Origin of the sequence: uncultured Mediterranea sp. (assembly GCF_902493215.1) — a bacterium.
Classification (GTDB): Bacteria; Bacteroidota; Bacteroidia; order Bacteroidales; family Bacteroidaceae; genus Bacteroides.
In genome coordinates, this window is record NZ_CABUOL010000001.1 from 56,435 (window position 1) to 76,910 (window position 20,476).

General features: G+C 50.3%; 15 protein-coding genes and 1 tRNA gene. 11 read left to right on the plus strand and 5 right to left on the minus strand.

All coding sequences use genetic code 11. The features are described 5' to 3' along the window. Window positions 1-19 precede the first annotated feature (19 nt). Window positions 20-838, plus strand: coding sequence for an N-acetylmuramic acid 6-phosphate etherase (gene murQ, locus RDO88_RS00215; RefSeq protein WP_307757433.1), 819 nt, complete (start codon window positions 20-22; stop codon window positions 836-838). A 32-nt stretch (window positions 839-870) separates the two neighbouring features. Then, window positions 871-2,721 carry a serine hydrolase gene (locus tag RDO88_RS00220; RefSeq protein WP_307757434.1) on the plus strand — a complete coding sequence of 617 codons (1,851 nt, stop codon included), beginning with the start codon at window positions 871-873 and terminating at the stop codon, window positions 2,719-2,721. Window positions 2,722-3,053: 332 nt separating this feature from the next. Here RDO88_RS00220 and RDO88_RS00225 read toward each other — a convergent pair whose 3' ends face one another. Continuing rightward, window positions 3,054-3,698: an FKBP-type peptidyl-prolyl cis-trans isomerase gene (locus tag RDO88_RS00225; RefSeq protein ID WP_307757435.1), complete on the minus strand. Its 645-nt coding sequence runs from the start codon at window positions 3,696-3,698 to the stop codon at window positions 3,054-3,056. A 108-nt stretch (window positions 3,699-3,806) separates the two neighbouring features. Continuing rightward, window positions 3,807-5,348, minus strand: a complete 1,542-nt coding sequence (locus RDO88_RS00230) for a glycine--tRNA ligase (RefSeq protein ID WP_307757436.1) — start codon at window positions 5,346-5,348, stop codon at window positions 3,807-3,809. Window positions 5,349-5,773: 425 nt separating this feature from the next. Here RDO88_RS00230 and RDO88_RS13525 point away from each other — a divergent pair, with 425 nt between their 5' ends. From RDO88_RS13525 to RDO88_RS00265, 8 genes are all read left to right on the plus strand, one after another. Next, window positions 5,774-6,274 (plus strand): helix-turn-helix domain-containing protein, encoded by a 501-nt coding sequence (locus RDO88_RS13525; protein ID WP_374043875.1) that lies wholly within the window; start codon window positions 5,774-5,776, stop codon window positions 6,272-6,274. 29 nt (window positions 6,275-6,303) lie between these two features. Beyond that, on the plus strand, window positions 6,304-9,138 hold the full coding sequence (locus RDO88_RS00235) for a hypothetical protein (protein WP_307757437.1): 2,835 nt from the start codon (window positions 6,304-6,306) through the stop codon (window positions 9,136-9,138). 22 nt (window positions 9,139-9,160) lie between these two features. Continuing rightward, on the plus strand, window positions 9,161-10,045 hold the full coding sequence (locus tag RDO88_RS00240) for a BT1926 family outer membrane beta-barrel protein (protein WP_307757438.1): 885 nt from the start codon (window positions 9,161-9,163) through the stop codon (window positions 10,043-10,045). Window positions 10,046-10,142: 97 nt separating this feature from the next. Then, a complete protein-coding gene (locus RDO88_RS00245) occupies window positions 10,143-10,730 on the plus strand; it encodes a DUF4369 domain-containing protein (RefSeq protein WP_307757439.1) in 588 nt (195 codons plus the stop codon). A gap of 421 nt (window positions 10,731-11,151) precedes the next feature. Further along, window positions 11,152-13,824 (plus strand): DNA gyrase/topoisomerase IV subunit A, encoded by a 2,673-nt coding sequence (locus tag RDO88_RS00250; protein WP_307757440.1) that lies wholly within the window; start codon window positions 11,152-11,154, stop codon window positions 13,822-13,824. A gap of 30 nt (window positions 13,825-13,854) precedes the next feature. Beyond that, on the plus strand, window positions 13,855-14,703 hold the full coding sequence (locus tag RDO88_RS00255; RefSeq protein WP_307757441.1) for a DUF3316 domain-containing protein: 849 nt from the start codon (window positions 13,855-13,857) through the stop codon (window positions 14,701-14,703). Then, window positions 14,700-15,722: a S41 family peptidase gene (locus RDO88_RS00260; RefSeq protein WP_307757442.1), complete on the plus strand. Its 1,023-nt coding sequence runs from the start codon at window positions 14,700-14,702 to the stop codon at window positions 15,720-15,722. Before RDO88_RS00255 ends, RDO88_RS00260 begins: the two co-directional genes overlap by 4 nt. A gap of 277 nt (window positions 15,723-15,999) precedes the next feature. Continuing rightward, window positions 16,000-16,081 (plus strand) — tRNA-Leu (locus RDO88_RS00265). A gap of 53 nt (window positions 16,082-16,134) precedes the next feature. Here the strand turns inward: RDO88_RS00265 and RDO88_RS00270 are convergent. From RDO88_RS00270 to phoU, 3 genes are all read right to left on the minus strand, one after another. Then, window positions 16,135-16,668, minus strand: coding sequence for a nitroreductase family protein (locus tag RDO88_RS00270; RefSeq protein WP_307757443.1), 534 nt, complete (start codon window positions 16,666-16,668; stop codon window positions 16,135-16,137). Between the two features lie 35 nt (window positions 16,669-16,703). Continuing rightward, window positions 16,704-17,306 carry a riboflavin synthase gene (locus RDO88_RS00275; RefSeq protein ID WP_307757444.1) on the minus strand — a complete coding sequence of 201 codons (603 nt, stop codon included), beginning with the start codon at window positions 17,304-17,306 and terminating at the stop codon, window positions 16,704-16,706. Between the two features lie 374 nt (window positions 17,307-17,680). After that, window positions 17,681-18,373 carry a phosphate signaling complex protein PhoU gene (gene phoU, locus RDO88_RS00280; protein ID WP_307757445.1) on the minus strand — a complete coding sequence of 231 codons (693 nt, stop codon included), beginning with the start codon at window positions 18,371-18,373 and terminating at the stop codon, window positions 17,681-17,683. 346 nt (window positions 18,374-18,719) lie between these two features. Here phoU and RDO88_RS00285 point away from each other — a divergent pair, with 346 nt between their 5' ends. Next, window positions 18,720-20,459 carry a glutamine--tRNA ligase/YqeY domain fusion protein gene (locus RDO88_RS00285; protein ID WP_307757446.1) on the plus strand — a complete coding sequence of 580 codons (1,740 nt, stop codon included), beginning with the start codon at window positions 18,720-18,722 and terminating at the stop codon, window positions 20,457-20,459. Window positions 20,460-20,476: the final 17 nt, after the last annotated feature.

The following is a 20,476-nucleotide window of genomic DNA, read 5'->3' on the forward strand; positions in this document are numbered from 1 at the left end:
ACCACTAACCGTTTATCATATGGCATTCATCAAGATTTCAGAGCAACCCTCGCTCTACAACGATTTGGAAAAGAAGTCTGTCCGCGAAATACTGGAAGACATCAATACCGAAGACCAGAAAGTAGCCCTGGCCGTACAGAAGGCCATCCCACAGATAGAGAAACTGGTCACCCAGATTGTGCCCCGCATGAAGCAGGGCGGACGCATCTTCTACATGGGAGCCGGTACCAGCGGCCGCCTCGGCGTACTCGACGCTTCGGAGATACCACCCACGTTCGGCATGCCCAACACCCTGGTCATCGGGCTCATTGCCGGAGGTGACACCGCCCTGCGCAACCCCGTGGAGAACGCCGAAGACGACATCCACCGCGGCTGGGAGGAACTGGTGGAACGCAACATCACGGCCAAGGACACCGTCATCGGTATTGCCGCGTCGGGCACCACGCCCTACGTCATCGGTGCCCTGCACGAAGCCCGCGAACACGGCATCCTGACGGCCTGCATCACCAGCAACCCCGACTCGCCGATGGCCGCCGAGGCTGACGTGCCCATCGAGATGATTGTAGGGCCGGAATATGTCACCGGCAGCTCGCGCATGAAGTCGGGTACGGGACAGAAGATGATTCTGAACATGATCAGCACTTCGGTCATGATACAGCTGGGCCGCGTCAAAGGCAACAAGATGGTGAACATGCAGCTGAGCAACAAGAAGCTGGTGGACCGCGGCACGCGTATGCTGGTCGAAGAGCTGGGTCTGGATTACGGCAAGGCCAAGGCACTGCTGCTGATGCACGGCTCGGTAAAGAAAGCGGTGGATGCCTACCGCGAAGGAAAATAAACCGTATTCTTCCACCCAAAACAAAACGCCCCATGAGAACTATCCGTTTGCTAATCGCCCTGCTGCTGGGAACACAGGCCGCCATGGCCCAGTTCCTGCAGCGCGTGGCTCCCGAGCAGGTGGGCATGAGCAGCCGGCACCTGATGTATGCCGACCAGGCTATCAATAAAGCCATCGCCGAAAAGAAAATACCAGGAGCTGTGCTGGCCGTAGTCCGCCACGGAAAGATGGCCTACCTCAAGGCATACGGACACCGGAGTCTGGTGCCCGACGAAGAACCGATGACAACTTCCACCGTGTTCGACATGGCTTCGTGCAGCAAGTCCATGTCGACCGCCGTATGTACCATGATGCTAGTCGAGCGGGGGCTCATCCGCCTGCTCGACCCCGTCAGTCTCTACATCCCCGACTTCCGCCCCTGGCAGAGCGAAGACGGAAAGCGCACCAAGGCCATCCGCATCCAGGACCTGCTGACCCATACGTCGGGCCTGCCGGCCTATGCTCCTGTCGCAAAGATTCAGCAGGCAGCCGGCTTACCCTGCCCCGACGCGCTGATGCAGTACATTGACACCTGCCGGCGTGGCTTCGAACCGCAGACCGACTTCCGCTACAGCTGCCTGAACTTCGTTACCCTGCAACGCATCATCGAAACCGTCAGCGGACAACCGCTCAACCAGTTTGCCCAAGAACAGCTCTTCGATGCACTGGGCATGAAGCACACCGGCTACCTGCCCTGCAAGCAGGACAAGAAAGGCCGCTGGGTGAACACCAGTCTGCCACAATGGCTACAGGACGAAGGCTGCCACATCATTGCCCCCACCGAACAGCAGCCCGACGGGCAAGTGCTCCGCGGACAGGCACACGACCCGCTGGCACGCATCCTTAATGGAGGCGTCAGCGGCAACGCAGGCGTCTTCTCGTGCGCCGAAGACATTGCCCTGCTCTGTGCAGCCCTGCAGAACGGCGGCGAGTGGAACGGCCGGCGCATCCTCAGCCCGCAGACGGTGAAAGCCATGCGTACAGTGCCCCGAGCCACCGCCTCGCTGGGACGTACGCTGGGTTGGGACTGTTTCACGGCCTATGCGTCGAACAACGGCGACCTCTTCGGTCCCCACACCTACAGCCACACGGGCTATACGGGCACCAGCATCGTCATCGACCCCGATACGGACACCAGCGTTATCCTGCTCATCAACGCCGTCCACCCCAAAGACGGACACAGTGTGGTACGCCTGCGCTCGCTGGTAGCCAATGCCGTAGCTGCCTCCATCCAGCCCGTACCACGTACCTACACCGACCACTACTACCGTCGTTTCCTCCAGTTTATGGACGAACCGCCTGTCACCTCACAAGACATCGTGATGCTGGGCAACAGCCTGACGGAGAACGGGGGCAACTGGGGCCGGCGGCTGGGCTGGAAGCACGTGGTGAACCGCGGCATCATCGGCGACGAGGTGATGGGTGTGTACGACCGCCTGCACCAGATTCTGCCCGGGCATCCCCAAAAACTGTTCCTGCTGATAGGTATCAACGACGTGTCCCACGGGCTGACGGCCGACAGTATCGCCGGCCTGATAGACCACACAGTAGAACGCATCCGCCGCGAATCGCCTCAAACCCGCCTCTACCTGCAGAGTCTACTGCCCATCAACGAAAGCTTCGGCCGATACCGTCTGCTGACAGGGAAAACAGACCTGGTTCCCCAAATCAATGCCCGGCTCCGGGAACTGGCCCGTGAGCGGCAGATTGACTTCATCGACCTCTTTCCGCTCTTCACCGAGCCGAACACCTCAGTACTGCGCAAGGAACTGACCACCGACGGCCTGCACCTCAACGAGGATGGCTACCGGATATGGGTGAAAGCGCTGAAAAAGTATAGGTAAAGCACTCCAAAAGGAAGTAAAAATGACGAACACACAGCGAAGCGGCACAAGCCAAATTGTGTCGCTTTGTCTTTTATAGCCTCCTCTTCGCCGAAATCAAGTAACACACTGATAATCAGTACTTATTTTTTCAGGTGGCATTCCGGCCTGAAAACCTTTCAGGTAGCACCTGAAAAACACCTGAAAATACAGAGCTACTTTTCACGGTTATCTATTTTGACATAATATCTATAAGAAGGCAGGCACGATGGAGCAAAAAGAAAAGGCTTGCCACAGCATCATCGCCACCGGCAAGCCTTTCTTATGCTTTCTTTATAAGAAGGCAAGAGGAATCAGTCCTCGTCCGTTACAATATCATCGAGAACGATGTCGAACGCCAGGGTAGAATAACCGGGAATACTTCCGCTCCCGCTGGTACCGTAGGCCGACTGATAGGGCAAATATACCATCCAGCGTTCACCCGTCTTCATCAACTGAAGGGCAGCCTTCCAACCAGTGCGCAAGCTCGAATTATCGATGGCAAAATCAGCCGTCCAATCAAACTCTGTCACGACTTTATCGGGAGGTGAAGGTATCTCTTGGTCTATGGCTGAATATCCATTAAACGTTCCATCAAACTTATCACCGGTTATCAGTGTACCATAATAATAGGTAGACACCGTTTCCGTATAAATCGGACGTTGTCCTTCCGTATTTGCCACAATCTTCTTGCAATAGATATAAACTTCTTGGGCAGTTGTCGAAGCCAAATCATCTTTGATACGGAAAAGCTCTCCCACCTGCATGCGGTCTGCATCTTCCTCCTTAGATACAAACACATTGGGTTCGCGGGAAAGAGAGTCGATGAACGCCTCGTTGCGGGCCTGCCAGTTGTCGTACTTGCTGGCTTCCTGCACCTCCTCGCACGAAACGAAGAACAGAGTCACCAAAGGCAATACAAGCAACAGCTTCTTGAATTGAGAATTAAGAATCTTCATTAAGTGAAAATTGATAATTGATTATTGAAAATCTTCGTTAATTGAAAGTTGGAAAATGGAGAACTGGGAATGAAGCATCTTCCATTTCCAATTCTCCATCATTCATTATCAGAGTGTCTTGAGCAGCGACGTGATGCTTACGCGGTCAGCAATCAGACGGTCGAGGTCGGCAATGGCCACGCGCTCCTGCTTCATGGTGTCGCGGTCGCGCAGGGTAACGCATCCGTCTTCCAGCGTCTGGTGGTCAACGGTGACGCAATAGGGCGTACCGATGGCATCCTGACGGCGGTAGCGCTTGCCGATGGAGTCTTTCTCGTCATACTGGCAATGGAAGTGGAACTTCAGCGCGTCGATGATTTCGCGTGCCTTCTCGGGCAGGCCGTCTTTCTTGACGAGCGGCATCACGGCCAGCTTCACAGGTGCCAGGGCAGCAGGCAACTTCAGCACTACGCGGCTTTCTCCGTTCTCCAGCTGTTCTTCACAATAAGAAGCAGACATGATGCTGAGGAACATACGGTCTACACCAATGGAGGTCTCGATGACGTACGGCGTATAGCTTTCGTTCGTTTCGGGGTCGAAGTACTTGATGTTCTTGCCCGAGAACTTCTCGTGCTGGGAGAGGTCGAAGTTGGTGCGGCTGTGGATACCTTCCACTTCCTTGAAGCCGAAGGACATCAGGAATTCGATGTCGGTAGCGGCGTTGGCGTAGTGGGCCAGCTTCTCATGGTCATGATAACGGTAGTGGTCGTCGCCGAAGCCCAGGGCCTTGTGCCACTTCAGGCGCGTCTCTTTCCACTTCTTGAACCACTCCAGCTCGGTGCCGGGCTTCACGAAGAACTGCATCTCCATCTGCTCGAACTCGCGCATGCGGAAGATGAACTGGCGTGCCACGATTTCGTTACGGAAAGCCTTACCGATCTGTGCGATGCCGAAAGGAATCTTCATGCGGCCCGTCTTCTGCACGTTCAGGTAGTTGACGAAGATACCCTGCGCCGTCTCGGGACGGAGGTACACCTTCATGGAACCGTCGGCCGTAGAACCCATTTCGGTAGAGAACATCAGATTGAACTGGCGTACTTCAGTCCAGTTCTTCGTGCCGCTGATGGGGCAGACGATTTCTTCGTCGAGGATGATCTGACGCAGTTCATTCAAATCGGGACCGGCGTTCATGGCGTCGGAATAACGCTGATGCAGGGCGTCGCGCTTGGCCTGGTGCTCCAGCACGCGGGCGTTGGTGGCACGGAACTGTGCCTCGTCGAAGGCATCGCCATACTTCTTGGCAGCCTTGGCCACTTCCTTGTTTATCTTTTCGTCGTACTTGGCTATCTGGTCTTCGATGAGCACGTCGGCACGATAGCGTTTCTTGGAGTCGCGGTTGTCGATGAGGGGGTCATTGAACGCGTCCACATGTCCGCTGGCCTTCCAGATGGTGGGGTGCATGAAGATGGCCGAGTCGATGCCCACAATGTTCTCGTGGAGCAGCACCATGCTCTGCCACCAGTATTGTTTGATGTTGTTCTTCAGTTCCACACCGTTCTGTCCGTAGTCGTATACGGCTCCCAGTCCGTCATAGATTTCGCTGCTGGGGAACACAAAACCATACTCCTTGCAATGGGATACAAGTTTCTTAAAAACGTCTTCTTGTGCCATGATCTTTCTTATCTAATTTAAATTGAATTTCCACACATTATTATAAAACGGCACAAAGATAAATAAAGGTAAGCGTAGAAACAAATGAAAATGTATTTTTCAAATCTATTATTCCAAGCTATCCTAGCTTAATCTAAAGACAGTACAAGACAAAATAGTCGATTTTCTTTTACCGGAAATATACCATCCTAACAGAACTAACAGCTTAAACCATCCAAACATATAAAAAAATGATTCATGTCCTCAAGTCAAGAGATTGTTTCATTCAAAAGTCTTTTACTTCACGAACCGATGTAACGGGAAACCATTAAATTGTCCTACTTTTTAAAATAATTACGACTTATTAAATAATTATCGGTGAAATAATTTTTTATAATCAAATTTTTACTTAAGTTTGCGAATGCCATACAAAACAAGTCACCTATATGAAAGAAAGGTTAACATACAGAAATACACAACTGGGTATCAGCGATATAGACAATCAGCCTCCAGACCAGAACGATTGCCACAACAAAGCAAACGATATCTACAACACAGAGCGTATAAAATCAATCTATGATAACTTTCTCTACATCCTAGAAGAAAAAAAGGTTTATTTAAACCCACAGATTAATTTAACAAAGCTCAGTCAATTGTTATATACCAACACTTCATATCTATCCAAAGTAATCAACATATATTTCAAATGTAACCTGAAGACTCTCCTGAATCAATACCGAATTAATTACGCTAAAGAATTGCTTAAAAAAGGGACATGTAACATACAAAGTTTACCCAAGCAATGCGGATTTATCTCAAGGAGCACATTCTATGCAGCCTTCACGAAATTTGAGCACATAACTCCTACAGACTATCGCGCCAAATACCATAGTAGCGAGAATTTAAAAGGACTAGAAAATAACATAAATAGATTATCAACTATTTAATTTTTTATTAATCAAACATCTTTACTATCATGAAAAAATGGACTTATTTGATCGCTGCCGGGCTATTAGCAGGAGCGACACCGGTTTTCACCGGATGTATTGACAATGATGAGCCGGAAGGTATCAGCATTTTACGAGGTGCGAAGGCGGAATTACTGAAGGCCAAAGCTGCTGTGGAGGCTGCCAAAGTAGCACAAGTACAGGCAGAAGCAGCCTTATTACAAGCAAAAGCTGCTGTGGAAGAAGCTAATGCTGTAAAGATTCAAGCTGAAGCTGAAAAAATTAAGGCTGAAGCCGCTATTGCTCAGGCGAAAGCAGATTATATCAATGCCAAGACTGATGAAGCTAAAGCCAATGCACAAGCTATTATTGAAGAAAATCAAAGAATTCAAAAAGAATGGGAAGAAAAAGCAGCTCAACGCGCTGCAGAGGCAGAAGCTGCAATCAAAAAAGCTGAATACGACGCTTTGACTGCAAAAGCAAATTATGAGATGGTTTTAGCTACATTAGCAGGTGTCAAAGACTCTAAATTGACAGGCTACAAAACTGCATTGACTGAAGCTACTACTGCTTATTATGATGCATTGGACGATTTAGTAGAGGCCCAGAGGAAATTGAACGACTATCAAGCTAAATTCGACGAAATCGAAGAATATAAAGATCTGAATACAAGAAAACTACAAAAGCAATTAAAATTAGCAGAAGCAGCATATGCCGGCGCAGAAGCAGCGTTGGAAGCCGCAAAAACAGAATTGGAAGAGTTCCAAGCCAACAACAAGACTCAGCACAGCTTGTATGATAAGCTGGATGAAGTCAACAAAAAAAGGGAAGCACTAGACAAAGAAATAATCGAGTTGAAGATAAAAGCAGGAGAACAGATTGCTGAGTTCCTGTCTTCAGGACGCATGGCAAAAGTTTCAGAACTTCGCGAAAGTATCTACGATTTAAGAAGTGAAGAACAGACTTTGGCAGCAGTCGAATTCGATTATGGCGACGGTTCAGGCTATCCTTCATATATCAACAAGGGTATAGAGGAATTCTTAGAAGAAAGTGTATATACTTATAATGAAGAAGGGAATTATGTAAGCTATATAGAAGCCTTAACTGCCAAGTTAAAAGAGTTCCGCAGTTGGACACGTGATGAGAACGACAATGCTTGGACAGCAGAACGCATTGTCAAACTCGAAGGTGACCAGGCTGCAATCAAGAAACGCATAGATGAAAATCTGCTTCCTGCATGGAAAGAGGCCGTAAAAGCCTACAATACGAATAAGTATAATGAAGCAGACCCAACTGCAATCAGCGGTTACGATGCTTTATTGAAAGAGATTACAGATGTATTCAATCCGGAAGTTGATGCGTATAATGCTGCAAAGAAAGCGGCAGCAGATGCTGATACAGAACAAGAAGATTGGGAGAAATATAACGAAATTGCAGCAGCTGCAGATGATGTTTATACCAAAGCCCAGACCGCGGCTAACGAGAAGGCTGATGCTGCATTAGATCCTGCTACACTTAATGCAACAGTGACTGCTAAAAAGGCTGCATTGCAGAAAACAATGACAGATGCACAAGCAACATTAGATGCCGCGGAAAAGAGTTTGAATGAATATACAGGCACAGATCAAACTACACTTGCAGCATTAACCAAAGCTGTAGAAAATGCACAAAAAGCGCTACAAACTGCAACAGACAACTACCTTGCCTATGATGAGGCAGCTGAAATAGCAGCTATTGAAAAGACTCGTAATGATGAAATCGCTACAGCATATAAAACCTATCAAGATGCTCTTCAAGCTGCAAATGATACATACATAGCCGTATGGAACAGCCCCAATGGTACAAAATATCTGAACTTAGTAGCCTTACAAACAGCTGCACAAGAAGCTGGAGAAAAGATGCAGAAGGCAGCAGAAAGCACTGTAGATAAAGCCGTTAAATACAATGAAGCCATTAGTGAATTGATGCCTATTGATTATAACGACATTTATTATGCTGCAAATGGAGCATATGATATCGAATCAGGTTACATGGTTAGCCAAAAACTGGATATCAAAGTTTTACTGATATTAGACAAAGCTGCACTTACACAAGTAGTCATCAACCGTTCAAATGCATTGTATGGAACAGGCGCATATAGCGGAGAAAATGCTTACGGTGATTTCACTGCACGCCTAATTGAACTAACAGAAGCTGACATTAAAGAATTGATTCTAAACTTTGATGAAGACGAAGCGAAAAATCTTCATGAATATTTACTCGATTGCGATGCATTCGGCGCATGGGGCGAATACTTTAAATATGCAGAACAGATTCGTCTTGCCAAATCATGGCTCAACAACAGCGAACTGATTAATGCCAAGATTGCAGAAGCAGAAACAGCTCTTAATACCGCAACCAAGACTTTTGAAGACTTAGAAGGATCTATCCAAGCCAAACAAGACGAGTACACATTGGCATATGAAACTCTGATTGCTGACATCGAAACGCTGCAAGAACCTGTTGAAAACAAACAGAACGAATATGCGCCTCTGAATGTTTTGTATCGTACCTATAATCAGGCAATACAAGATTATATCGCCGCCGGCGAAAGCGTATGGTCTGCAGAAACACTTGAGAACTATATCAATCTGATTTTAAAGCCTGCAGTACAAAGTGCTGAAAACGAACTGTTCAATGCAGAAACAGAACTGATGCAAGCCCAAAAGAATCTTGAAGACTGGAATAGTGGCAATCTCACTACTTTGGAAACTTACAAGAGACAAGTAGAAGATGCTCAGAACAAGGTCGATCGTAAGAAAGAAGCATTGGATAAGGCACAAGCAGCTTTGGAATCTATGATTGCACAGTTATCAGCTGAATAAACAACCCATTAACTGAACTAAAATGATTAAGAAACTTTGCACAATCTTATTGTCTGTTGCACTTGTTGCGCCTCTTGGGGCGCAACAAGCCAACTACGGCCAAAAAGAGGGTGTAGTGTTTGCTCCCCAAAAAGGTCAGTGGCAAGTGTCGTTGATATTAGGTAACAGCAGCCCGTTCTACAACGAGAACACAGGTTCTTACCTTCTTCCCAACTACACCAACACAGAAGGCTCGGTAGGACTTCCCAATGGAAGCTCCAACGAATCGGGCGAACTGGGTGCCTACCTGAACATCAATGGATTCAACAACAATAGTTTGGTCAACATTGTCGGTTTACAAGGCAAGTATTTCTTGACTGATGCATGGGAACTCAACCTCGCATTCGGTATGAATATCGGCATTACTCCCAAAAAGGACTACGTTGAAGGAGACTACGAAACCGTACCTGATATGATAATCCCGGAACAGAAATACATCAATGCTCAAATGACCAACAACTGGTATGTATCCGTAGGATCTGACTACTATTTTGAAACGAGCAATCCACGCATTCACCCTTATTTGGGAGCTGTAGCAGGCTTCCAGATGGCGAGAATTGAAACGACAGAACCTTATACAGGTAAAATGTATGTCGACGGCGAAGATGATGATGAAGAAGGCCTTCCTGAACAAGTATATTTAGCTGCAGGAAAAGCCGGACAAATGTATGGTATCAAAGGCGCAGCTGTAGCCGGTGTGGAATACAGTCTGGCGAAAGGTTTGATTATTGGTTTGGAATTTCAACCTGTATCTTACCGCTATGACATTATACAGATTTGCCCCAAAGGATTCGACAAATACAACGTGTCGCATCACAACATCAAGATATTCGACATGCCTGTATTAAAGTTTGGTTTCAGATTCTGAAAGTAAAAAACGTTTTACAAGCAACGTAATTAATGGAAGAAAGGCGGTCATACTAACACCATTAGCAGGCCGCCTTTCTTAATAAAAAAAGAACAAAATGAAAAATAAGCTTTTGCTTTTACTATTAATATGCACAGGTATAGGGTTTACCTGTTGCAACAGCAACAAAACAAATATATCAGACAATTGTATTGTAAATGTAAAAATTGGCATTCCGCAATACACAACAGCATATCTACTCAATGATAATGATCAAACATTGGATACTCTGGATATTACCAATATGACTATATCTTTTGAGCGGAACGATACTGCATCAATGCCCTATATCGCTGTTATCCGGTTGAGCAATCCAACGGATTCAATTGACATACTATCCATGCCCGTTATTATTGAACCAGGAGAAATCAATATAAATATCAGCGAATATGTAACCGTACAAGGGACGAACTTAAACCTGAGACTTCAGGAATTCTTAAACGGACTACAAGCAACACACGATAGTATCAAACTAATGAAAGACATACAAGTGGAAAAGATTAAAACCAAATTCTCCGAATTCTATCGGCAGCAAATTCTTATGAACAAAGATAACGTGCTAGGAAAATACATCTATAAAAGCTATGGTATACATTTGACCGAAACAGACAACAGCCTGGTAAATGCACAATTAACTACCGACTAAAAAAATATGTGGGTACATTACGATTCAACAAGATGGAAAAATGAATATGAACAAGAACTTACTAACTTAAAATCGTTCAAAACTCCCCATAAGTTCTCTCTCAATTATAACAGGTAATCACTCACTGCAATTACCTACAGAGCATCAACCCATGCAAAAGGGGACTGATGCTCTTTTTTATAAGAAATAACTTTAAACAACATTAAAGCCACAAAACATTCTCTTTAAGTAAACACAGTCTATGACAAAAATGCACAAAAACAAATATGTCCATCATAAAGGAATCCATCGCTTTGAGCAGAATAACTGATAGTTCACCACATACGAACGAAAAAACGCCGCTATTCATTTGTCAATGCGCCTACCTTTTGCTATTTTTGCCAGCAACGAAAAATCGACGACAGCATACGGACCAAGCAATATGAGCGAAGACTTTGACAAGAACCTGGAAGAACAGGACAGCCTGAACGAAGGCAAGGAGGAACATTCGGACTACAAACCCGCCGACACGAAGGACGAAAACGTGAAGCATCAACTGAGCGGCATGTACCAGAACTGGTTTCTGGACTATGCCTCGTACGTGATACTGGAGCGTGCCGTGCCCCATATCATGGACGGACTGAAGCCCGTGCAACGGCGTATCCTGCATTCCATGCGGCGCATGGAGGACGGGCGATACAACAAGGTGGCCAACATCGTGGGCCACACCATGCAGTTCCACCCCCACGGCGACGCCTCCATCGGCGACGCACTGGTGCAGCTGGGACAGAAGGATCTCCTGATAGACTGCCAGGGTAACTGGGGAAACATCCTGACGGGCGACAGCGCCGCCGCTCCCCGTTACATCGAAGCCCGCCTCTCGAAGTTTGCCCTCGACGTGGTGTTCAATCCCAAGACCACCGAGTGGAAGCTGTCCTACGACGGCCGCAACCGCGAACCGGTCACCCTGCCCGTCAAATTCCCCTTGCTGCTGGTGCAGGGCGTGGAAGGTATTGCCGTCGGCCTTTCGTCCAAAATTCTGCCGCACAACTTCAACGAGCTGTGCGACGCCGCCGTCAGCTACCTGCACGGCGAGGACTTCCGCCTCTATCCCGACTTCCAGACGGGAGGCAGCATCGACGTGTCGAAGTACAACGACGGTGAGCGCGGCGGCTCGGTGCGCGTACGTTCGCGCATCGAGAAGGTGGACAACAAGACTCTGGCCGTCCGCGAGATACCTTACGGCAAGACCGTGGCCAGCGTGTGCGACTCCATTGTGAAGGCCAGCGAGAAGGGCAAAATCAAGATACGCAAGGTGGAAGACCTGACGTCGGGCAACGTCGAGATACTGGTGCATCTGACGCCAGGAACCTCGTCGGACAAGACCATCGACGCCCTCTATGCCTTCACCGACTGCGAGGTGAGCATCTCGCCCAACTGCTGCGTCATCGACGACCGCAAGCCCCACTTCCTCACCGTGAGCGACGTGCTGCGCAAGTCGGTGGACAACACACGCGACCTGCTGCGCCGAGAACTGGAAATACACCGCGACGAGGTGCGCGAAAGCCTGCACTTCGCCTCGCTCGAAAAAATATTCATCGAAGAACGCATCTATAAGGACAAGGAATTCGAACAGGCCAAGAACATGGACGCCGCCTGCGAGCACATCGACCTGCGCCTGACGCCCTACTATCCGCAGTTCATCCGCGAGGTGACGAAGGATGACATCCTCCGCCTGATGGAAATCAAGATGGCCCGCATTCTGAAGTTCAACTCCGACAAGGCCGAGGAACAGATAGCCCGCATGAAGGCCGACATCGAGGAGACCGAACGCCATCTGGCCAACCTCGTAGAATACACCGTCGACTGGTTCCGCATGCTCAAGGAGAAGTATGGCAAGAACTTCCCCCGCCGCACGGAGCTGCGCAATTTCGACACCATCGACTCCACCAAGGTCATCGAGGCCAACGAGAAGCTCTACATCAACCGCGAAGAAGGTTTCATCGGTACCAGCCTGAAGAAGGACGAGTTCCTGGCCAACTGCTCGAACCTGGACGACGTCATCCTCTTCTTCCGCGACGGACGCTACCTCATCACGCCTGTGGCCGACAAGAAATTCGTGGGCAAGAACATCCTTTACGCCAACGTCTTCAAGAAAAACGACAAGCGCACCATCTACAACGTGTGCTACCGCGACGGCAAGAACGGGACGACCTACATCAAGCGCTTTGCCGTGACGTCCATCATCCGCGACCGCGAGTACGACGTAACGCAAGGTACGCCCGACTCCAAAATCATGTACTTCAGCGCCAACCCCAACGGTGAGGCCGAAATCATCAAGGTCACGCTGAAGCCCAACCCGCGCATCCGCAAGATCATCTTCGAAGAAGACTTCAGCCGGATAGGCATCAAGGGGCGCCAGGCCATCGGCAACATGCTGACACGCAACCCTGTACACAAGATTACGCTGAAGCAGCGCGGCGGCTCCACGCTGGGCGGACGCAAGGTGTGGTTCGACCGCGATGTGCTCCGCCTCAACTATGACGGCCGCGGCGAGTTTCTGGGCGAATACCAGAGCGACGAACTCATCCTCGTGGTGCTGAACAACGGCGACTTCTATACCACCAACTTCGACGTGAACAACCACTACGAGGACGGCATCCGCATCATGGAGAAGTTCGACCCGAACAAAGTATGGACAGCCGTGCTCTACGATGCCGACCAGCAGAACTACCCCTACATCAAGCGTTTCTGCTTCGAGGCAGGCAGCCGCAAGCAGAACTACCTGGGCGACAACAAGAACAGCAAGCTCATCCTGCTGACCGACGAATACTATCCGCGACTGGAAGTGGTGTTCGGCGGGCACGACAGCTTCCGCGAACCGATGGTCATCGAGGCCGACGAGTTCATCGCCGTCAAAGGCTTCAAGGCCAAGGGCAAGCGACTGACAACCTATACAATCGACACCATCAACGAACTGGAACCGACCCGCCAGCCCGAACCACAACCCGTCGCCGAAGAACCTGAAGAGGAACCCGAGAACCTGGACCCCGATCAGGACAAGAGCGAAGGAGACATACTGGACGAACTGACGGGGCAGATGAAACTGTTCTGACGTACGAAAAGCAAAATTGAATGAACTGAGATGATGAACCACAAACTGACAGGAATCATGGCAGGCCTGCTCCTGACCGCCGGGAACCTGACGGCACAGACACCCGCAGATTCCATCACCCTGAACGACCCGACCCGCTACGTCACCCGCGCCACCCTCTACGGCGTGGGTGCGGCCAACATGTACGACACCTACCTGTCGCCACAAGAGTATCAAGGCATTGAGTTCCGCCTCTCGCGCGAAAGCATGCGCATGACCCGCTGGGCCGACGGAAACCTTTCGCGCCAAAGCTTTTTCCAGGGCTATGTGAACTACACCCACAACCACGTGGACAACAACAATACCCTCTCCGCGCTGGTCAACTGGAACTATGGCCTGCATTACCACTTCCGCCTGACCGACCACTTCCGCCTGCTGGCCGGCGGACTGGCCGACCTGAACGGCGGCTTCGTCTATAACCTGCACAACGGCAACAATCCGGCTTCAGCGCGGGCTTACGTCAACCTCGACGCTTCCGTCATGGCCATCTGGGACCTGCGCATCAAGCGCTATCCCATCACCCTGCGCTATCAGGCCAATCTGCCTGTCATGGGCGTGATGTTCTCGCCCCACTACGGGCAGTCCTACTACGAAATCTTCTCGCTGGGTCATGCCGACGGTGTGGTACGCTTCACCTCGCTCCACAACCAGCCTTCCCTGCGCCAGATGCTCACCGCCGACCTGCCCATAGGACGGATGAAGATGCGCCTGGCCTACGTATGGGACGCCCAGCAGTCCAGCATCAACGAACTGAGGACACACGCCTATTCGCATGTGTTCATGGTAGGTTTCGTCAAGGAATTCTACCTATTGTCCAACAAGAAAAAGCACTCCTTATGAAAATATCCGCCTTCTTCCGCACTCCGCTTCTGCTGACGGCGGCCCTCCTCGTCCTGCTTTCGGGCTGCATCCGCGAAGAAGAATTCGACAATACCCCCCAAGGCAACTTCGAAGCTCTCTGGAAAATCATCGACGAACAATACTGCTTCCTGGACTACAAGCAGATAGACTGGGATGCCATCCGCGACAAATACCAGCCGCTGATTACCCCCGACATGAGCAGCGACGGTCTGTTCGAAGTATTGGGCAACATGCTGGCCGAGCTGAAGGACGGGCACGTGAACCTCTACTCGGCCTCGAACACCGCCCGTTACTGGGACTGGTATCTGGACTACCCGCGCAACTACGACGAAAGCCTCGTCGAACGATACCTGGGGCGTGATTACCGCATCTCCTCCGGACTGAAATATACCATTCTGGACGACAACATCGGCTACATCTCCTACACCTCCTTCTCCGACGCCATCGGCGAAGGCAATCTGGACGAAACCCTCTCTTACCTGGCCGCCTGCAACGGCCTCATCATCGACGTGCGCAACAACGGCGGCGGCAACCTCACTTACTCCACCCGCTTCGCCGCCCGCTTCACCAACGAACGCATACTGACGGGCTACATCCAACACAAGACAGGCAAAGGGCACAACGACTTCTCCGAACCGGGACCCATCTACGTCGATCCGTCGGACGGCGTGCGCTGGCAGAAGAAGGCCGTCGTGCTGACCAACCGTCACTCCTACAGCGCCACGAACGACTTCATCAACGCCATGCGCTACATGCCCAACGTCACCCTGCTGGGCGACAAGAGCGGCGGCGGTTCGGGCCTCCCCTTCACCTCCGAGCTTCCCAACGGCTGGGTGGTGCGCTTTTCAGCCAGTCCGCACCTCGATGCCGACAAGCAACACATCGAATTCGGCATCGACCCCGACATCAAGATGGACATGGATACCGTGGCCGCCTACGAACGCCGGGTAGACACCCTCATCGAAGAGGCCCGAAACCTGTTGCAAGTGAAGCCTTGATTTCCCTCAAGACGGTACCTTAATCCGTTCCCTCTATAAAGAAACGCCCGTTACCATTGTAGGAAACGAGTGTTACCATGCGCTGGAAACGAGCGTTTCCTGCACAGGGAACGGGCGTTTCCAGCACGGGAAACGGGCGTTTCCAGCACGGGAAACGGATGCATGAACCCAGGAAGAGCAGGAAGAGGGTGCGGGGAATGAGAAACTAACGTCGGGAATAGTTGGAAGAACAAAAAATATTTTTTACCTTTGCCCCGCTGAACAAGCAAACACCGTTGCGGGTGTGGCGTAATTGGCAGCCGCGCCAGACTTAGGATCTGGTGCCGCAAGGCGTGTAGGTTCGAGTCCTATCACCCGCACAAAAAAGGCATGCAAGCGATTTCCAATCCAGCTTGCATGCCTTTTTCCTTTTTCAATAGTGGTTGTACGACACCACTTTATCCAGTCCCTTCCTCGACTTCTTGCGTTTAGGCTTGGCAGCATAGCCCACCACTACGTCGAGCAGCAAACGTTTGCCGGCGGGTATGCCCACCAGCCGTTTGATTTCCTTCTCGTCAAACCAGCCCAAGATGCAGGAGCCCAGTCCTTCGCTCTCGGCCGCCAGCGTGATGTGGGCTGCGGCAATGCCGATGTCTATCAGCGGAAAATACTTGTCCTTGATTTTTGCACCCAGAAAGGAAGTGACATTCATCGACTCCTCGACAATCAGAATATGCACGGGAGCTTCCTTGGCAAACTTGTTCATCCCCAATCCGGCCGCCGCTTTCCCTACCCGCAGAGCCAGTTCGGGGTCGTCGACCACCACAAACTTCCAGGGCTGGGCGTTGCAGGCCGAAGGCGACAGGCAGGCCGCCTGCAGGATGCGCTCCAGCTTCTCACGCTCTACCGGCCGGCGTTCGTACGCGCGGTCACTCTGGCGGGCCTCCGCCAATTGCAGAAAATCCATGATTCCAGCACTTGACAAATGATACGACCACGCGATTACTGATACTGAATCATGCGGCTGATGTACTTGCCGATGATGTCAAACTCCAGATTGACCACCGAGCCGATGCGGATGGCATGGAAGTTGGTATGCTCAAACGTATAGGGGATAATCGCTACCTGGAAGGTGTCATCGGTAGGATTGCATACGGTGAGGCTAACGCCATTGACCGTAACCGAGCCCTTGTCCACCGTAATATATCCGCGACGGGCCATTTCCTTGTCGAAGGCATAACGGAAGGTGAAATAATAGCTTCCCTCCGCATCCTGTATGTCGACGCAGGTGGCCGTCTGGTCCACATGTCCCTGCACGATGTGCCCGTCCAGACGCCCGTTCATCATCATGCTGCGCTCCACGTTCACCTCGTCGCCCACCTGCAACTGTCCCAGGTTGGAGCGGTCGAGGGTTTCTTTCATGGCAGTTACCGTATAGGTATCGTCGGTCAGCGACACTACCGTCAGGCAAACACCGTTGTGAGCCACACTCTGATCGATCTTCAGTTCGCCTACAAAAGAACAACGGAACGTGAAATGCACATTCTCCTGTTCTCTAACCATAGCCACCAGCGTGGCGCATTCTTCTACTATTCCGGAAAACATAATATAAGTCGTTTAAAATGTTATGCTGGACAAATTTAGGTATAAATCTCGATTTATAAGCCCGCGTGGCAAGAAAATGTCAAACCGATCCTATTTATCTTTGCCAGGACTGCCCCTCCGAGATACAGGCACAAAAAAAACGGAGCTTTTCACAAAGTCCCGTTTTCAGTCTTCAATAGGTATTAGTTTTTTTTTAAGGTAAAAAGATTGTTTTCAGGATAACGGTGCAAAGATAGACCCTTTTCGCTTCACCAGCCAAATAAAAAAGTATGTCTTATAACATGTTTTCTCATATATTTTTGGTTTTATTAGGATTTTGAAAGGTCTGTCCGAGCTTTCCCGCCGCTATCTCCAACCCTTTCCCCCTTGTTTCCTTATTTCTCTTTGGGATAACCTTCGTCAGCCGTATTGTGGTGCTTCAACACTTTGGCATCGATGAAGAATACGATTTCTTCGGCGATATTGGTAATGTGGTCGCCGGCACGCTCCAACTTGCGGAACACGCTGGCCAGGTTGATACAGGACAAGGCATTCTCTGGATGCTTGACGATATAGTCGGCCAACAGAACCGAAGCATTGGCATTGATTTCGTCGAGCAGATTGTCTTTGGCAAATACCGAAGTGGCCAATTCCTGACTTTCTTCCTGCAAAGCACGCTTGGCCAGTTCGAGCATGGCCAGTACATGTTCTATCATCTCCTGCAGGCGCAGGTCCTTGATGAGGTCTGCATCAAGCGTCAGTTCCTTTTCGTCTATCGCAAAACGTGCCACACTCTCGGCAAAGTCACCCAAACGTTCCAGATTGGTATTGATCTTCAGCATAGCCAGTACAAAACGCAGATCGATGGCCACCGGCGTGTAAAGGGCAATGATATCCTCCACATCGCTGTCAATCTTCAGTTCAAAGGCGTTGACACGGCGCTCGTGTACCAGGACCTGCTGGGCCAGTTCACGGTCCAACGTCAGTACGGACTCACCCGCACGGTCGAGCTGATTATAAACCAAGGTCCACATTTCGTCTATCTCCTTTTTCAGCAAGACGAGTTCACTTTCGATAAATTTTACCATAAAGCTTTCTATTTATTTAGTTATTGCATTACACCAACCCATCGGTAACGGAAGCCAAAAATAATCAAAAAATCCAGCTTCGCCAAAACCTCTGCCGATTCTACGGCATTTTTGCTCTGCAAAGGAAGCGAAAGGCCGTTAAAGTCTTGTGAAAATAAGATGAAGTATGTATTTCAAAAAAGTTACAAATCTGTTACAGACGCCAAGAAATGGAAGAAAATGAAAGTCGCGTACATCCGGTTCAAGCCGTTTTGGCAAGTAAAAATGAGGATATATGCAGACAATATGGCTTTTTACCAAAAATAGTCGTATTTTTGCAGCCATAATAAATTAATGTATAAGAGGTATGGCAGAACTGAAAAGCGAAGAGACAGGCGAAAAGAAAAGCCTGAACTTCATCGAGCAAATAGTGGAAAATGACTTGAGCAACGGCAAGAACGGAGGCAGAGTGCAGACACGCTTCCCGCCGGAGCCTAACGGATACCTGCACATCGGACACGCCAAGGCCATCTGCCTTGACTTCGGTATTGCCGCCGCCCACGGAGGCGTCTGCAACCTGCGTTTCGACGACACCAACCCCACCAAGGAAGACGTGGAATATGTAGAAGCCATCAAGGAAGACATCCAGTGGCTGGGCTACCAGTGGGGTAACGAATACTATGCTTCGGACTACTTCCAGCAGCTGTGGGACTTTGCCGTCCGCCTCATCAAGGAAGGCAAAGCCTACATCGACGAACAGTCGTCCGAAGAAATCGCGGCACAGAAAGGAACTCCCACCCAGCCCGGCGTAGAGAGTCCCTACCGCAACCGCCCCATCGAAGAGAATCTGGAACTGTTCCAGAAGATGAACAGCGGCGAAGTGGAAGAAGGAGCCATGGTGCTGCGCGCCAAGATTGATATGGCCAACCCCAACATGCACTTCCGCGACCCCATCATCTACCGCGTAGTGAAACATCCGCACCACCGTACGGGTACGAAATGGAAAGCCTACCCCATGTACGACTTTGCCCACGGCCAGAGCGACTTCTTCGAGGGCGTAACCCACTCGCTCTGTACGCTGGAGTTTGTGGTACACCGCCCGCTGTATGACCTCTTTGTCGACTGGCTGAAGGAAGGCAAAGACCTGGACGACAACCGTCCGCGCCAGTACGAGTTCAACAAGCTGAACCTGAGCTACACGCTGATGAGCAAGCGCAACCTGCTGACACTCGTCAAGGAAGGGCTGGTCAACGGATGGGACGATCCTCGTATGCCGACCATCTGCGGTTTCCGCCGTCGCGGTTATTCGCCCGAGTCTATCCATAAGTTTATCGACAAGATAGGCTACACCACCTACGATGCCCTCAACGAGTTCGCCCTGCTGGAAAGCGCCGTGCGCGAAGACCTGAACGAACGTGCCACCCGCATCTCGGCCGTGCTGAACCCCGTGAAACTTGTCATCACCAACTACCCCGAAGGACAGGTAGAAGAAATGGAAGCCATCAACAACCCCGAACGTCCCGAGGAAGGCAGCCACACCATTGAGTTCAGCCGCGAACTGTGGATGGAACGCGAAGACTTCATGGAAGATGCTCCGAAGAAATATTTCCGCATGACGCCCGGCCAGGAGGTGCGCCTGAAGAATGCCTACATCGTGAAATGCACCGGCTGCAAGAAGAACGAGGCAGGCGAAGTGGTGGAAGTGTATTGCGAATACGACCCCGAATCGAAGAGCGGAATGCCCGGCGCCAACCGCAAGGTAAAAGGTACCCTGCATTGGGTGAGCTGCGCCCACTGCCTGGAAGCAGAAGTACGTCTGTACGACCGTCTGTGGAAGGTAGAAAATCCACGCGACGAACTGGCAGCCATCCGCGAAGCCAAGAACTGCGACGCACTGACAGCCATGAAGGAAATCATCAACCCCGACTCCTTGAAGGTGCTCCCCTGCTGCTACGTCGAGAAGTTTGCCGCCGGCATGAAACCGCTCACCTACCTGCAGTTCCAACGCATCGGCTACTTCAACGTAGACAAGGATTCTACGGCAGAGAAAATGGTATTCAACCGCACAGTCGGCCTGAAGGATACGTGGGGTAAAATAAACAAATAATCAATAAAGGACTTCAA

Bases quoted from the DNA above. Each gene is read 5' to 3' on its own strand.
- murQ (WP_307757433.1), top strand. From the start codon at position 20: ATGGCATTCATCAAGATTTCAGAGCAACCCTCGCTCTACAACGATTTG.
- RDO88_RS00220 (WP_307757434.1), top strand. From the start codon at position 871: ATGAGAACTATCCGTTTGCTAATCGCCCTGCTGCTGGGAACACAGGCC.
- RDO88_RS00225 (WP_307757435.1), bottom strand. From the start codon at position 3,698: ATGAAGATTCTTAATTCTCAATTCAAGAAGCTGTTGCTTGTATTGCCT.
- RDO88_RS00230 (WP_307757436.1), bottom strand. From the start codon at position 5,348: ATGGCACAAGAAGACGTTTTTAAGAAACTTGTATCCCATTGCAAGGAG.
- RDO88_RS13525 (WP_374043875.1), top strand. From the start codon at position 5,774: ATGAAAGAAAGGTTAACATACAGAAATACACAACTGGGTATCAGCGAT.
- RDO88_RS00235 (WP_307757437.1), top strand. From the start codon at position 6,304: ATGAAAAAATGGACTTATTTGATCGCTGCCGGGCTATTAGCAGGAGCG.
- RDO88_RS00240 (WP_307757438.1), top strand. From the start codon at position 9,161: ATGATTAAGAAACTTTGCACAATCTTATTGTCTGTTGCACTTGTTGCG.
- RDO88_RS00245 (WP_307757439.1), top strand. From the start codon at position 10,143: ATGAAAAATAAGCTTTTGCTTTTACTATTAATATGCACAGGTATAGGG.
- RDO88_RS00250 (WP_307757440.1), top strand. From the start codon at position 11,152: ATGAGCGAAGACTTTGACAAGAACCTGGAAGAACAGGACAGCCTGAAC.
- RDO88_RS00255 (WP_307757441.1), top strand. From the start codon at position 13,855: ATGATGAACCACAAACTGACAGGAATCATGGCAGGCCTGCTCCTGACC.
- RDO88_RS00260 (WP_307757442.1), top strand. From the start codon at position 14,700: ATGAAAATATCCGCCTTCTTCCGCACTCCGCTTCTGCTGACGGCGGCC.
- RDO88_RS00270 (WP_307757443.1), bottom strand. From the start codon at position 16,668: ATGGATTTTCTGCAATTGGCGGAGGCCCGCCAGAGTGACCGCGCGTAC.
- RDO88_RS00275 (WP_307757444.1), bottom strand. From the start codon at position 17,306: ATGTTTTCCGGAATAGTAGAAGAATGCGCCACGCTGGTGGCTATGGTT.
- phoU (WP_307757445.1), bottom strand. From the start codon at position 18,373: ATGGTAAAATTTATCGAAAGTGAACTCGTCTTGCTGAAAAAGGAGATA.
- RDO88_RS00285 (WP_307757446.1), top strand. From the start codon at position 18,720: ATGGCAGAACTGAAAAGCGAAGAGACAGGCGAAAAGAAAAGCCTGAAC.